11 protein-coding genes are annotated in these 14158 nt (G+C 71.0%); 2 read left to right on the top strand and 9 right to left on the bottom strand.

The genetic code is table 11. The features are described from left to right. Window positions 1–242: 242 nt before the first annotated feature. The 7 genes from pheA to ACFYY6_RS18190 all read right to left on the bottom strand — a co-directional run bounded on the left by pheA (window position 243) and on the right by ACFYY6_RS18190 (window position 7985). Window positions 243–1178, bottom strand: coding sequence for a prephenate dehydratase (gene pheA / locus ACFYY6_RS18220; protein WP_351517145.1), 936 nt, complete (start codon window positions 1176–1178; stop codon window positions 243–245). A gap of 170 nt (window positions 1179–1348) precedes the next feature. Next, window positions 1349–2638, bottom strand: coding sequence for an iron uptake transporter deferrochelatase/peroxidase subunit (gene efeB, locus ACFYY6_RS18215; protein ID WP_351626277.1), 1290 nt, complete (start codon window positions 2636–2638; stop codon window positions 1349–1351). Window positions 2639–2751: 113 nt separating this feature from the next. Then, on the bottom strand, window positions 2752–4869 hold the full coding sequence (locus ACFYY6_RS18210) for a copper resistance CopC/CopD family protein (RefSeq protein WP_389194097.1): 2118 nt from the start codon (window positions 4867–4869) through the stop codon (window positions 2752–2754). A gap of 14 nt (window positions 4870–4883) precedes the next feature. Next, a complete protein-coding gene (locus ACFYY6_RS18205; protein ID WP_351517141.1) occupies window positions 4884–5339 on the bottom strand; it encodes a copper chaperone PCu(A)C in 456 nt (151 codons plus the stop codon). Further along, window positions 5336–5992 carry an SCO family protein gene (locus tag ACFYY6_RS18200; RefSeq protein ID WP_351517140.1) on the bottom strand — a complete coding sequence of 219 codons (657 nt, stop codon included), beginning with the start codon at window positions 5990–5992 and terminating at the stop codon, window positions 5336–5338. Before ACFYY6_RS18200 ends, ACFYY6_RS18205 begins: the two co-directional genes overlap by 4 nt. 229 nt (window positions 5993–6221) lie before the next feature. Beyond that, the gene (locus ACFYY6_RS18195) at window positions 6222–6974 is read right to left on the bottom strand and encodes a YcnI family protein (RefSeq protein ID WP_388651158.1); all 753 of its coding nucleotides are present in this window, start codon (window positions 6972–6974) and stop codon (window positions 6222–6224) included. A gap of 210 nt (window positions 6975–7184) precedes the next feature. Next, a complete protein-coding gene (locus ACFYY6_RS18190) occupies window positions 7185–7985 on the bottom strand; it encodes a hypothetical protein (protein WP_388651160.1) in 801 nt (266 codons plus the stop codon). A gap of 370 nt (window positions 7986–8355) precedes the next feature. Between ACFYY6_RS18190 and ACFYY6_RS18185 the strand changes: the two genes are divergently transcribed. Continuing rightward, entirely contained in the window at window positions 8356–8985 is a 630-nt protein-coding gene (locus ACFYY6_RS18185) for an ATP-binding protein (protein ID WP_351517137.1), read from the top strand. A 74-nt stretch (window positions 8986–9059) separates the two neighbouring features. Here ACFYY6_RS18185 and ACFYY6_RS18180 read toward each other — a convergent pair whose 3' ends face one another. Both ACFYY6_RS18180 and ACFYY6_RS18175 read right to left on the bottom strand, forming a co-directional pair. Further along, the gene (locus ACFYY6_RS18180; RefSeq protein WP_351517135.1) at window positions 9060–10532 is read right to left on the bottom strand and encodes an aminopeptidase P family protein; all 1473 of its coding nucleotides are present in this window, start codon (window positions 10530–10532) and stop codon (window positions 9060–9062) included. Window positions 10533–10772: 240 nt separating this feature from the next. Continuing rightward, entirely contained in the window at window positions 10773–12143 is a 1371-nt protein-coding gene (locus ACFYY6_RS18175; RefSeq protein WP_386609135.1) for a PP2C family protein-serine/threonine phosphatase, read from the bottom strand. A 638-nt stretch (window positions 12144–12781) separates the two neighbouring features. On the opposite strand from ACFYY6_RS18175, the gene ACFYY6_RS18170 reads away from it, so the two are divergent. After that, window positions 12782–13537, top strand: a complete 756-nt coding sequence (locus tag ACFYY6_RS18170) for a bifunctional DNA primase/polymerase (RefSeq protein ID WP_351517131.1) — start codon at window positions 12782–12784, stop codon at window positions 13535–13537. Window positions 13538–14158 lie beyond the last annotated feature (621 nt).

Below are 14158 nucleotides of genomic sequence, written 5' to 3'. Positions count from 1 at the left end.
CCGCATTTCGATGCCGACTTGTCCCCAGGTCGAGAACCGTCCCTGTGGATAACTTCTGGGTGGTGCGGGGGTGCCGAAAATCGGCTGGTGATATCAGCCTTGCCCCGGCTCCCGGCCTGGCCCTGTTTCCCGGTCCTGCCCCCACACCCCCGGCTTGGCCCTGCTCCTGGCTTCACCCTCGGCCCCGGCCCCACTCCTGTGGTCCGGGTCCCGCCCCGTTCCGGGGCTGTCGTGGAGCGGTGTCAGACCCGGCCGTCCAGGTTCCGGGCCAGCCAGTCGGCGGCTTCGGTGAACTCCGCGTCCGACGTGCCGGGCCGCAGCGGCCGTACGTCCTTCGGCTCCACCCCGGCCCGCGGATACGAGCCGAGGAACCGTACGTTCGGACAGATCCGCTTCAGGCCCATCAACGCCTCGCCGACCCGCCGGTCCGCGATGTGCCCCTCGGCGTCCACCGCGAAGCAGTAGTTGCCGATGCCCGCGCCCGTCGGCCGCGACTGGATCAGCATCAGGTTCACTCCGCGTACCGCGAACTCCTGGAGCAGTTCGAGCAAGGCACCGGGCTGGTCCTCGCCCAACCAGATGACCACCGACGTCTTGTCCGCACCCGTCGGCGCGGCGGGCCGGGCCGGGCGGCCCACCAGGACGAAGCGGGTCTGCGCGTTCTCCGCGTCGTGGATCTCGGTGACCAGCGGCTCCAAGCCGTACGTCGCCGCCGCGAACTCGCCGGCGAAGGCGGCGTCGTACCGCCCCTCCTGCACCAGCCGGGCGCCGTCCGCATTGGACGCCGCGGATTCCCACACGGCGTCCGGGAGATGGGCGGCCATCCAGTTGCGCACCTGCGGCTGCGCGGCCGGATGCGCGGTGACCGACTTGATGTCGGACAGCTGGGTCCCGGGCCGCACCAGCAGCGCGAAGCTGATGGAGAGCAGCACCTCGCGGTAGATCATCAGCGGCTCGCCGGTGGCCAGCTCGTCGAGCGTCGTGGTGATGCCGCCCTCGACCGAGTTCTCGATCGGCACGAGCGCCGCGGCGGCGGATCCGCTGCGCACCGCGTCCAGGGCCGCCGGGACGGAGACCATCGGTACGAGTTCGCGGGTGGCGGCTTCCGGGAGCGTACGGAGGGCGACCTCGGTGAAGGTGCCTTCGGGGCCGAGATAGGCGTAGCGCGTGGCGGACATACCGTCACCCTAGTGCCCCTCCCGGAGACGTCCGCTCCCGTCGCACCGCCCGGACCCGCACCTCGACGGCGTCGGCCACGAGCTCCCGCGGGGCGGCAAAAGCCCTCGTGTGGTCGGTCCGAGGGCTTCCGGCGGCTTCGCGCCGGGGTTTCGGGAGTCCAGCCGGGGTTTCAGGAATCCAGAAGCCGCTGCCCCACGTACTCGCCGTCCGCCGCCCCGCCCGGTACCGCGAACAGGCCGCTGGCCTCGTGCCGGATGAAGGGCGACAGGGCGTCTCCCCGGTCCAGCTTGCGCTGCACCGGTACGAACCCGCGCAGTGGATCCGCCTGCCAGCAGATGAACAGCAGTCCGGCATCCGGAGTCCCGTCCGGCGCGATGCCGTCGTGGTAGGAGAACGGGCGCCTCAGCATGGCCGCGCCACTGTTCTTCTGGGGGGAGGAGATCCGGGAGTGCGCGTTGTCCGGAATCAGGAGCTTGCCGTCCGGACCGGCCTTGTCGAGGTTCATGGGCGTGGTCTCGGAGCCGCCGCTGAGCGGGGAGCCGTCCGTCTTGCGCCGCCCTATGACCCGTTCCTGCCGTTCCACCGAGAGTTTCTCCCAGTCGTCGAGCAGCATCCTGATCCGGCGCACGACCGCGTACGAACCGCCTGCCAGCCAGTCGTGCCGGGCGTCCGTCCCCGTCGCCGGGACGAAGATGCGCTGGTCGAAGTCGTCGTCGGCGGGCTTGGGATTGCCGGTGCCGTCGATCTGGCCCATCAGGTTGCGGGCGGTCATCGGCCGTGCGGTGGCACCCGGAGTGCGGTTGAAGCCGTTCATCTGCCAGCGGAGCCGGGTGGATCCGGCGGCTTCCTTCTGCACGGCGCGCAGTGCGTGGAAGGCGACGAGCGCGTCGTCGGCCCCGATCTGCACCCAGAGGTCGCCGTCGGACTGCTTGGGGTCGATGCGGTCGTTGGAGAACGGCGGCAGCGGGTCGAGCCCCGGCGGGCGGCGGTCGACCAGGCCGGCGCGGTCGAAGAAGGTGCGCCCGAAACCGAAGGTGATGGTCAGCGACGACGGTCCGGCGTCCAGGGAGATACCGGTGTCGTGGGTCGTGCCGTCCGCCGCACCGCCGTCCGCTGGTTCACCGGCCATGAGGCGTCGAGCCACGTCCGACCAGCGGCGCATCAGGGCGGCCGCTTCCTTGCGGCCTGCACCGGGCGCCAGGTCGAAGGCGAGGAGATGGCCGCATGCCTGAAGCGGAGTGGTGATCCCCGGTTGGTGTTTCCCGTGAAACATCACCTGTGTGGATCCGACCGCGGTCAGGGCGGTCGGCGCGTCGGGCCGGGTGGCGGCATAGCCGGTCGCACCCCCGGCCGCCCCCAGTACCAGGCCGGCGGCACCGGTCGCGCCCACGCCGCCCAGCAGCCGCCGCCGGGAGAGGCCGCCGTGACCGCTGCTCTCGCCGTTCCCGCCGGTGGCGATGGTTCCGTCGGTGCTGCTGTTCTTGCTCCTGCCGTTGATTCCGCCGTTGTTTCTGTCGTTCCTACCGGTCGTACTGCCGTTGTCACTCTTGTTGTTCACGCTCACGATTCCACTCAGCCGATCTTCACGTTCTTGTCGACGGTCGTCTGGTCGATGTCCGAGGTACGCACAGTCACCGCGACCTTCCAGTCGCCCGCCATCGGGATCTGGACGCCGCTCGCGGTCCAATGGCCCTCGGCGAACCGGGTGGGGACGGCGGGGAGCGGGCCGATGCCCTTGGACTCCAAGGTGAAGGCGACCTTCAACTCGGGGACGTCCATGGCCTTGCCCCCGGGGCCCTCGATCCAGATGTGGAGTTCGTCGGTGCCGGTACGACCGGGGTCGATGTCCACGCGCACCGTCCCCTTGCCGTTCTCGCCGCCCGTGTCGAACGGCAGCTTCACGGTGACCGGGCCCTCGGCCGCCGAGACGGCCGCCGTCGTGGAGCTGCGGGCCTCCTCCTCGGTGCGCCCCGGCTCGGTCGAGGTCAGCACGGTCGTCACGGCCAGGAGCGCGACGGCGACACCGACCTCTGTCAGGACCGAACGGCGCAGCCCCGAACGGTCGGGGTCGGCGTCGCGGAGCCGCTTCTTCGCGGCGGTGGCCACGGCGGCCCTCTGCCGGGCGAGCTGTGCGGTCCGCGCAGGGTCCTCGGCCGCCGGTGCCGATGTCGATGTGGACGCCGAGGAGTCCGCGTCGGTGGTGCCGGTGCCTGCACCGGTATCGGTGCCCGCACCGCTGTCCGTCAGGGCGGCCCCGCTGTCCGTCACAGCGGGGCCGGTGTCCATGACGGCGGCCCCGGTGGCGTCGTCGTCCCGCTGCCCCTCCGTACCGGCCTCGGCGTCCTCGCCGTCGCGTCGCTCCCGCTCCGTACCGGCATGAGCACCGGCACCGCCCAGGACCAGCCGCGCGGTCCAGCGGCGCGAGCTCCAGGCGATCGCGACCATGACGGCGACGAGCCCCACCTTCACGAGCAGCAGCTGTCCGTAGTCCGTGCCGGTGAGCGCGGACCAGCTGCCGACCTGGCGCCAGGACTGGTAGATCCCGGTGGCGGTGAGCACCAGCACGCTGCCGAACGCGATACGGGAGAAGCGCCCCACCGCCGCCGCATCGATGTCCGGAGTCCGGTAGAGCGCGACGAGCAGTGCCGTCAGTCCGCCCAGCCAGGCGGCGACGGCCAGCAGATGGAGCAGGTCGACCGGCATGGCGATGCCGGGCTGGAGGCCCGCCGAGGCGTGCTCGGCGAGCGACCAGGTACCGGCGATCCCCGCGGCGATCACCACCCCGCCCGCGGCCAGTCCGAACGTGAGGTCCTTCCGCTCGTGCTCGTGCTCGTCCGCGCGCCTCGCCTGTGTCCGTGCGTACGCCCCGAACAGCACGGCGATGAAGAGGGCGGACGCGCCGAGCAGCAGCAGCCGGGAGACGAGCGCCGCCCCGGGCTTCGTGTCAAGCACGGCCTTCAGTCCGTCGAGGTCGAAGACGTCCGCGAGCTTCCCCGAGCCGGTGTAGGGGCTGCGCAGCATCAGCATGACCAGCGTGGCGACGGTGAGCGTCATCCAGCCCCGTACGACCAGGCGCTGCAGGGGGCGTGCGCCCGCACCGCGCGGCCAGCAGGCCAGCACGAAGGCCGAGCCGCCGACCAGCAGGATGAAACCGGCGTACGCGACGTAGCGCGCGATGTCGTAGAGGGCGCCGACGAGGCCGCCGCCCGCCTCCTTCGAGGGGAGGGCGACGTTGGTCTTCGAGGGGGCTCCGACGGAGAACGTGAAGGCGCCAGAGATGGGGTGACTGTCCGCCGACACGGCCTGCCAGGCGACGGTGTACGTGCCGTCGGGCAGCCCGGAGCGCAGCGGGACGCTGTACTCCATGGCGGAGCCGCACCGGAGATTACGTGGTGCGGTGCCGGTGTCGGCACGTTTGCCGCCGGGGTCCAGGACCCTGATGGAGTCCTCGCCGAGCGCGACGGATTCGGAGAAGGTGAGCTTGATGTCCTGGGGAGCGGTGTCGACCACCGCCCCGTCCTGCGGATCGCTCCCGGTGAGCGCGGCGTGCGCGGACGCGGGGCCCGCGCCGCCCAGCAGCAGGCCGAACACCATGCCGACGAGGGCGGTGAGGAGCGCGGCCGCGGCCAGGGGGCGGCGTGTCGCGGAGGCGGCCGGGGACGGTCCGAAGTGCGGGGCGGTGGCTGTCATGACGTGTCAGTCCCTCACTGCTTCTTCGGGTTGTAGGTGGTCTCCTTCACGGGAAGGTCGACCTTGATCGTGTCGGCCTTCTCGAAGTGCAGCTCGACAGAAACCTTGTCGCCCTGCTTGGGCTGTTCCTTGAGCTTCATGAACATGAGGTGGTTTCCGCCGCGTTCCAGATCCAGCCGGCCGCCTGCGGGCACCTCGAAGGACTTCACCATGCGCATCGCCCCGTTCTTCGTCTCGTGCATCGAGACGTCGTCCGAGAGCGGGCTGGTGACCGAGGTGAGCCGGTCGGAGGCGCCGCCGCTGTTCTTCACGACGAGGAAGCCCGCCGCCATGTCGTCGACCGGCTGTGGCATGAACGCGCCGGTCACCTTCAGTTCGGGCTCGTCGTTCCCGGACGAGCATCCCGTCAGTGTCAGTGCCAGCCCGGTGGCGAGGGCGGCGGCTCCGGCGAGGGCGGTACGGCGGTTCACGGGTTCTCCCCCTTGACGATCTTGGGCAGGTCCTTGGTGTAGTCCTCGGGCGAGGTGTCCTCGCTGTAGATCAGGTAGCCCTTGTCGGTCTTCGGGGAGAACGCGATGACCTGGGAGCCGTGCATCGAGACGACCGTGCCGTCCTTCTCCTTCTTCGGCGCGTCGATGCCGATGCCGATCTGGCGTGCACCCGCCTGGATGGCCGGGAAATCGCCGGTGAGGCCGATGAAGGAGGGGTCCTGGGACTTGAGCCAGGTGCCCAGCGAGGAGGGGGTGTCCCGCTCCGGGTCGGTGGTCACGAAGACGACCCGGAGGTTGTCCTGGTCGGCCTTGGGGAGGGACTTCTTGGCGATGGAGATGTTGCTCATGATGAGCGGGCAGACGTCGGGGCAGTTGGTGTAGCCGAAGTAGATCAGCGTCGGCTTGCCCTTCGTCTGCTCCCGGAGGTCGTACTTCTTCCCGTGGGTGTCGGTGAGGACGAGGTCGGGCTTGGTGAACGGCTGGTCGAGCACCGTCGCGGCCTTGGTCTTGGCCGGGACGGAGACGTCGGCCACGGGCTGCTTGGCGGCGGTGCCGTCGTCGCCGCCGCAGGCGGACAGGGTGAGCGCCGCCGCGGCGGCGAATGCCGCGGCCAGCACTGTTTTCTTACGCATGGAGCACTGAATCCTGGTGGGTCGATGGGGTTGGTAGGTCGAGGGGACTGGTGGATCGGGGGGACTGGTGGATCGGGGGGACCGGTGGGCGGAGGGGGCGCCACGGAGCCTTGGCTCGGACGCCGCGTCACCGCGGGACCCGGGCGGGCGTCGCGGCACCGTGGACCGGAGGCCCCGGGTGCCGCTGCACCCGGGAACCGTGGGAACCGGCACCGGACGGTTTGCCCGGTCAGGCGTTGCGGCGACGGCCCGCGAGGACACCGAAGGCCACCCCTGCGGCACCGACGACGATCCCGACGATGCCGAGGACGCGGGCCGTGGTGTCGCTGTTCGACGCGTCGGACGCCTCGGCGGAGGCCGTCGTGCGCTCGTCCGACTCGTGCGCGGACCCGGTACCGTTCTTGTCGTCGGCGCCCGCGCCGTGGCCGCCGTCGGCCGGCGCGGTCAGGTCGAGGACCGGTGCCGGACTCTCCGGCTCGGCGGCGCCCTCCTTCTGTTCCTCGATCCAGCGGACGACTTCCTTGTTGTCGTACGTCTGGACGGCCTTGAACACGAGCTGATCGGCGTCCTCGGGGAGCTGGCCGATGGACAGCGGGAACTGCTGGAAGTAGCCCGGACGGATACCGGCCTCGTCCTTGTCGCCCTTGGCGGTCCAGGTGACCTTGGAGACGGCCTCGTCGATCTTCTTGCCGTGCATGTCGAGCGGCTTGGCCAGCTTGCTCTTGGTGACCTCGATGTCCCAGCCCGGCACGGCCTGCGGCGTGACCGAGGCCAGCGGGTGGTCGGTCGGGAAGCTGACTTCGAGCTTGACCGTCGAGGCGTTGTCGCGCTCGTTCGGGACCTTGATGTTGACCGACGCGTAGCCGCCCTTGGCGGCCTCGCCCAGCGGCTGCACGGACACGTGCGCGGAGGCGGTGCCCGCGAGGAGTAGGACGGTGGATGCGGCGATGCCGCCTGCCAGGGCGATGCGGGAAACATTCATGACGGGAATCACTCCACGGAAGCACAGAGGAAGGGTGGCCCGGTGCGCGGTCGCGCACCGGTGTCGCGACACCTCTTCCCATTCGCGGCGCGCATACGTCGGCGATAAGGAACCGGGGGTCCGTATGCCGGGCGTGCGTGCGTCGAGTGGCCGGGGCGGCCCGGTGACCCAGGGGGCGAGCGGGGCCGCGTGGCCGGCCGGGGTGTCGCGTCAGGCTGCGAGTGCGTACGCGGGCGGCGGCCCGCGCCTGATCACCATGTGCTGCAACGCGTCCCCGACGGCAGGGAGCGGAGTGTCGTCCTCGGTGCGGGGGATGCGCGGCCCGGACGTCGGGGAGCCGGGCAGTCCGGCGCGCAGGGCGGCCACGAGTGCGAGCGCCGCGCGCAGGGCGCGCAGCCGGGCCCCGGCCGCGACCTGCTGCGCGCCGTGTGCGGAGAGCCGGGCCAGCCCGGACAGCGCGATCTCGCCGCGCCGCAGCAGCCAGCCGGTCGCCACGGCGGCCAGCAGGTGGCCGAGCAGCATGGGCAGACCGGGCAGCAGCCCGATGAGCCCGTCCTGGTGCGAGCCGAGCGCGGGGGCCAGGTGCTGGTGCCCGACGGTCACCGACGCCGGGTCGATGCCCGCGGTGGTGACGATGCGGCGGGCTTCGGCGGCGTTCAGCCGGGCCGGCCCCGCGCCGCACACGATGTTCGCCGCGAACCGGATCAGCGAGTCGTCCCCGGCCGAGGTGACCGGATGCGCGGCGGGTGCGCCCGAGCTGAAGAGGGCATGCAGGGCGATCTGTCCGCCGGCCAGCGCGGCGGCGATGGTCGGCAGCGAGCGCTCGCGCCCGGCGAGCGGCGCGATCACCGCGAAGATTCCCAGGAAACCGGCGAGCAGCGTCCACCAGGGGACGGTGGCGCAGGAAGCCAGGGCATGTCCTGCCGCGGACAGCGCGACGCAGACCGCGGTGAACACCGTGGCCCTGAGGAGCCGTACACCGGCCCCGGCGCGTGCGACAGGAATGGACATGGCGGGGCCCATCATCGCACCGCACCCCGCGTCCGGGAACGGCAGGTCCGGAACAGCACCGGCCGTCCGATACGTGCGACGGGCCCCGCCGCGCCCGGCCCCGAGCGACCGGCCGGAAGCGGGCCGGGCCATGGAGCGGCCCGCCGTCCCGGGGCCCGGCGGCGCACCCGGCCGGGGAACGCGCGGCCGAGACGTCGGCGCCTGTCGGGGGACCAACGACCGGTCCTCCGGGGCCGGTTCGGCATACACGCGTGGGTGGGGTGCTGGTATCCGCCGAATGAGCGGTCTCACATCCGGGATGCGCTTACGAACGGTTCGGCAGGGCAATACGTACCGGTGGTATGTCGAGCCGCAGCCAGGAGGCTGGAGCATGAGCATCTGGTGGTCCCTCCATCTGCGGCGCGAGGCTGCGAGCGTTCCGCTCGCCCGCCGCTTCCTGCTGGGCACGATGGAGACGGCGGGCGTGGATCCGGAGATCTCCTTCGACCTGTCGGTCGCGCTCACCGAGGCGTGTGCGAACGCCGTCGAGCACGGTGGTGAGCGCCGTCCCCGGGAAGACCGGCCCCCGTACGAGCGGTGGGAACGGGAACAGCGCGCTCCGGGGGGAGAAGAGGACGAACGCGCGGAGCGCGGAGAACGGCGGGAGGAACAGCGCGAGGAGCGGGACGCGCGCCGGGGCCCGTGGGACCCGAGGGACGAGCGGCCAGGGGAGGCTCCCGGTCAGTACCGGGTCACCGCGTATCTGGACGGCGAGAAGTGCCGTATCGAGGTCACCGATTCGGGACCCGGCTTCCCCTCCCGCCGCACGCTGCGGTCGTCGGGGCAGCAGTACGGGGGCCGGCCGTACCCCTCGCTCAGCGCCGAGGACGGCCGGGGGCTCTGTCTGATCGAGCAGCTCGCCGACCACGTCCACTTCGGTAACCGCCCCGGCCGCGGCGCCGTGGTGAGCTTCGACAAGGTCCTCAAATGGCGGGAGGGCGCCCTGCTCATGGTGTCCTGAGCGGGGCGGCCCTCCAGCACGCGGACGTCAGTCCCCGAAGCGGGACATCGGCCCTCGGCCCTTGAGGCGAGGCATCAGCCCTTGAGGCGGGCCATCCACGCCTCGACCTCGTCGGACCGGCGCGGCAGCTTGTCGGAGAGGTTCCGGTTGCCGTCCTCGGTGACGAGGATGTCGTCCTCGATGCGGACGCCGATGCCCCGGTACTCCTCAGGGACGGTCAGGTCGTCGGCCTGGAAGTACAGGCCGGGCTCGACCGTGAGGCACATGCCCGGCTCCAGCGTCCCGTTCACGTACGTCTCGGTGCGCGCGGCGGCGCAGTCGTGGACGTCCATGCCGAGCATGTGGCCGGTGCCGTGCAGGGTCCAGCGGCGCTGGAGGCCCAGCTCCAGCACCTTGTCCGCGGTCAGGTCGCCCAGCAGGCCCCACTCGACGAGCTTCTCGGTGAGCACGCGCTGCGCGGCGTCGTGGAAGTCGCGGTACGCGGCCCCCGGCTTGACGGCCGCGATACCCGCCTCCTGGGCCTCGTACACCGCGTCGTAGATCTTCCGCTGGAGCGGCGTGAACGTGCCGTTGATCGGGAGGGTGCGGGTCACATCGGCGGTGTAGAGGTCGTTGGTCTCCACCCCGGCGTCGAGGAGCAGCAGCTCACCGGAGCGGACCGGACCGTCGTTGCGCACCCAGTGCAGGGTGGTCGCGTGGGGACCGGCCGCGCAGATCGAGCCGTAGCCGATGTCGTTGCCCTCGACGCGGGCGCGCAGGAAGAACGTTCCCTCGATGTAGCGCTCGCTGGTCGCCTCGGCCTTGTCGAGGACCTTCACGACGTCCTCGAAGCCGCGCGCGGTGGCGTCGCAGGCCTTCTGCAGCTCGGCGATCTCGAAGGTGTCCTTGATCAGCCGGGCCTCGGAGAGGTAGGCGCGCAGTTCCTCGTCGCGCTCCGCGGTGACCTTGTCGGTCAGGGCGGCCTCGATGCCGGCGTCGTGGCCGCGTACGGCACGGACCGGTCCGGTGGCCTCGGCGAGCGCGGCCGAGAGTTCGCGGACGTCCTTCGCCGGGATGCCCAGCAGCTGCTCGGCCTCGGTGAGGGAGTGGCGGCGGCCGACCCACAGCTCGCCCTGGCCGTCGAGCCAGAACTCGCCGTTCTCGCGGTTGGAGCGCGGCAGCAGGTGGACGGTCGCCTCGTGGCCGTCCTCGGTCGGCTCCAGGACGAGGACACCGTCCTGCGTCTGGTCACCGGTGAGGTACGCGTACTCGGTGGAGGCGCGGAAGGAGTACTCGGTGTCGTTGGAGCGGGTCTTCAGGTTGCCCGCGGGGATGACCAGCCGCTCACCCGGGAAGCGCGCGGAGAGCGCGGCGCGGCGGGCGGCGGTGTGCGCGGCCTGGGGGATCGGTGCGAGGCCGTGCAGTTCGGTGTCGGCCCAGCCGGACTTCATGTTCGCGGCGAGCTCGTCGGAGACGCCCGGGTACAGACCGTTCTTCCGCTGCTTGATCGTTTCCTCTGCTTCGGTCTCCGGGGTCTCCGGGTTCTCCTGGGTGAGCTCCTCAGCCACGACTTGTCTCTCCTTGATACGACATTGGGGCCCTGTTCATCGTACGGGCGTACGGATACGGGGTGCAGGGCCGGAGGGCCTGTTACACAGCCTGACCGGACCGTATACGTCCCGTGCGCGTTCGCCCAGCCGCATACGTGTACCGAGCCGTGTACGTCCTGTATGCCCCCGTCGTGGCGTATGCGGTCCGGACGCGTCCGGAACGGTACGGTTCGGCCGGAACGCCGGGGTCCGTCCGGCTCAGTCGAAGCGTGCGGCGAGGACCACGACGTCCTCCGAGCCGCCGCCCTGGTCGAGTCCGTCCGGCAGCATGGTGCGCAGGACGTGGTCGGCGACGGCCGAGGCGTCGTCGCGCAGCGCCTTCGGCACGCGCGCCGCCGCCGAGTGCAGCCGGGCGAACGCCCGGTCCGTCGAGTCGCCGGTGCGGCGCAGCAGCCCGTCGGTGTAGAGGAGCACGGTCTCGCCCGGCGCCGGGGCGATCTCCACGCTGGGCGCCTCCCAGCAGGCGAGCATGCCCAGCGGCGCGGAGACCGAGGTCTCGACGAACTCGGTGTGCCCGTCGCCGATCAGGAGCGGCGGGGTGTGGCCCGCACCGGCCAGCAGGATCTTGCGGCAGGAGGGCTCGCAGTAGGCGAAGAGGGCGGTCGCGGAGCGGGCGGGTTCGGTGAGCCGCAGCAGCAGTTCCAGGTCGGAGAGCACGGCGACCGGATCCTCGCCCTCCATGACGGCGTACGCCCGCAGTCCGGCGCGCAGCCGCCCCATGGCGGCCAGCGCGCTCGGTCCGGAGCCGTCCACCGAGCCCACGGCCAGTCCGAGGGCGCCCTCCGGCAGCGCCAGCGCGTCGTACCAGTCGCCGCCGCCCTCCGGCGCCGCGCGGTGACGGGCCGCCAGTTGTACGCCGGTGACCCTGGGCAGGCGGGTGGGCAGCAGTTCCTCCGCCACGGTGGCGACATCGGCCCTGGCGCGTTCCAGTTCCAGCAGCCTGGCGAGGTGTTCACCGGCGTATCCGGCGTAGAGGGTGACGAGATGGCGCTGGCGTTCCAGCGGTTCGGCGGGTTCGTCGTACAGCCAGACGGCGGCGCCGAGCCTGCCGGTCGCCTCGGCGGCGATCGGCACGGCGTAGCTGGCGGCGTATCCGAGCCGGGCGGCCACCTCGCGGCGCCGGGGGTCCAGGGTGGTGTCGCCGAGCAGATCGGGGGTGGTCCGCGTTCCTTCGGCGTCGGGGGCCCCTTCCAGGATCCGGCCGTAGGAGGTGGCACTGCGCGGCACGGTCTCGATGTGCCCGAGTTCGGCGTGGGCGAGGCCCAGACCGACGGTGCTGACCGGGCCGCGGTGGTCGGACGGTTCGAAGACGACCAGACCGCGGCGGGCGCCGACCAGAGCGGCACCGGCGTCCAGGAGTTCGCGCAGGGCGTCGTCGAGCGCGCTGGTCCTGGCCAGTCGTTCGGTGAGTTCGTGCAGCGTGGTGAGGTCGGAGACCCAGCCGGCCAGCCGGTCCTGGACGAATGCTCCGGGGGCGGCCGGTACTCCGGAGAGAGAACCGGCAGTGTGCGTTGAAACAGGAACCGTGGGATCGATTCCAGCCACTTTCGGCAGGTGCGGGGCGCTCATGGCAGAAGGCTTTCCCACCGGTGCGTTTCTTGGAATAGCATCGCAAACCCCCATGTCATTCTGCGCCGCTATCAGTGCATCTACAGGTACACGTAGCATCCACATGTACACGTACAAGTAAGGCGATGTCCAGCATTGTCCCTACGGGTTTTGTGGTGTCCGGCCAACTGTTAAGTTGGCTGAAAAACGCACCTGGTGGCGGCTAATTGCGGTCGACTGAGGGTGCTCGACGGGGGGTGTTCTCGGGGTGAAGTCCCGGGGGAAGTCCCGCAGGGAGCGTCATTTCGGGCATGCTGGGTACGTAATCGATGATGGCCAGGGGCAGTTCCGATCGCCCCGGGAACCCGGCAGCCGACCCGGACGTCCTCTCTTGTGACGGCCACGCCCCCACCCCCAAGTGGCGGGGTTTGCACCATGGGACGACACGCGCGATGTATATGCGCTTCTCCTCGCCATGTTTGTGTCCGGCTCGTCTCACCCCCCTTGCTCGACCTGGCTCAGCGCACGCTCGGTACGACGAACCACCCGTACGACACGTCGGACGGGCGTGCACGCACGGCGAAGTGATGCACACGCGATGTGAGGCACGCGTGGTGTGATGTGGACCCTCGGCGTTCAACGGAAAGGAACGAGCGCTCATGCGCGAGATCCTCGGAAGGCGACGCAGGCTCCGGCGCAGGGCAAGGCCCGCCCAGCTCGACGCGGCCCTGATCTGCGCCACCGCGTGGCAGTGGCCCGTGGTCCCCGGAGTGGGAACGGCGGCGGGCGACGGACGCGGTGGCCGTGACGGCCGTGACCGTGGGTGCGCCTGCGCCGATCCCGAGTGCGCCGTACCAGGCGCGCACCCCTTCGATCCCGGTCTTCTGGCGGCGACCACCGACGAGCGCATGGTGCGTTGGTGGTGGACCAACCGGCCCACCGCGCCGATCGTGCTGGCCACCGGTGGCCGTGCCCCCTGCGCGTTGAGCCTGCCCGCCGTGGCCGCCGCGCGGGCGCTGGTCGAACTGGACCGGATGGGTACCCGTCTCGGCCCCGTGGTGGCGACCCCGACCCGGTGGTCGCTGCTGGTCGCCCCGTACACCCTCGAACGGCTCGGCGAGTTGCTGTACGTCCAGGACCGGGTGCCCAGTTCGCTGCGCTTCCACGGCGAGGGCGGCTATCTGGTCCTTCCGCCGTCGGCGACGGGGACGGGACAGGTGCGCTGGGAACGGGCTCCCGGCCCTCTGCCGGGTACGAACGGACGCCGCTCCGGCCACGAGGCCGGGACCGGGGGCAGGGGCGGAGACACGACCGGAGCCGCGGTGCCGTGGCTGCCGGATGTGGAGACGGTGCTCGACGCGCTGGTCGAGGCGAGCAACGGTGCCCCCGACGGAGGCAGTCGACTCGCGTACTGACGGCTTGTGCGCTGACGACTCGTGTACTGACGGGCCGGCGGGACGACGGCATCCGGTGCTTTGCACGCCTCGGGATCCGGCGTGTTCGGGCCCTGGGCATCGGGCCTTCAGGCTGTGGGGCAGGGTCCCGGGGTCTCGGTGCTTCCAGGGTCCGGGTCCGGCCTCGTGGTGTGCGGGCTCCGCGTGTGCCTGCCTCGCGTGGGCCGGGGCCGGGGCGGGATGAGGCGGGCCTCGGCGCTCGGAAAGTGGTCACCGGCAGTGGGCGCACTCCGTGATGCCGACGTGGAATTGTCTCCGGTATCTGGGCCGAACCGTTCGAAATTCGGGTGAAGTTCGGGCGAAGTTCGCATGCCGCGATCTATCGCCTCATTATTCGTCATTACTCTTTTCGCCGTCCCTGGCTGTCGCCCGTCGCCTTCGTTCTCCCTCGGTGTCTTCACCGGCCGCCGGTGTTCGCCCCGTGCGATTCCCGATGATGATCTCCGGTTGATCGGTACGGGAATCCGCGGACCGCCGTGTCCCGATGACGTCTCATGCCGGTTCCGTGCCCGCTCGTGCAAAGTCTGCCGCTGCAAAGTGCGGCGAGATTTGGTTTTCTGACGGGGCTTCCGTGGCTATTTC

It is taken from the genome of Streptomyces sp. NPDC001750 (genome assembly GCF_042892615.1).
GTDB lineage: Bacteria > Actinomycetota > Actinomycetes > Streptomycetales > Streptomycetaceae > Streptomyces.
The sequence above is the reverse complement of the archived record's forward strand: the minus strand, read 5'-3'. Positions and strand labels throughout refer to the sequence as shown.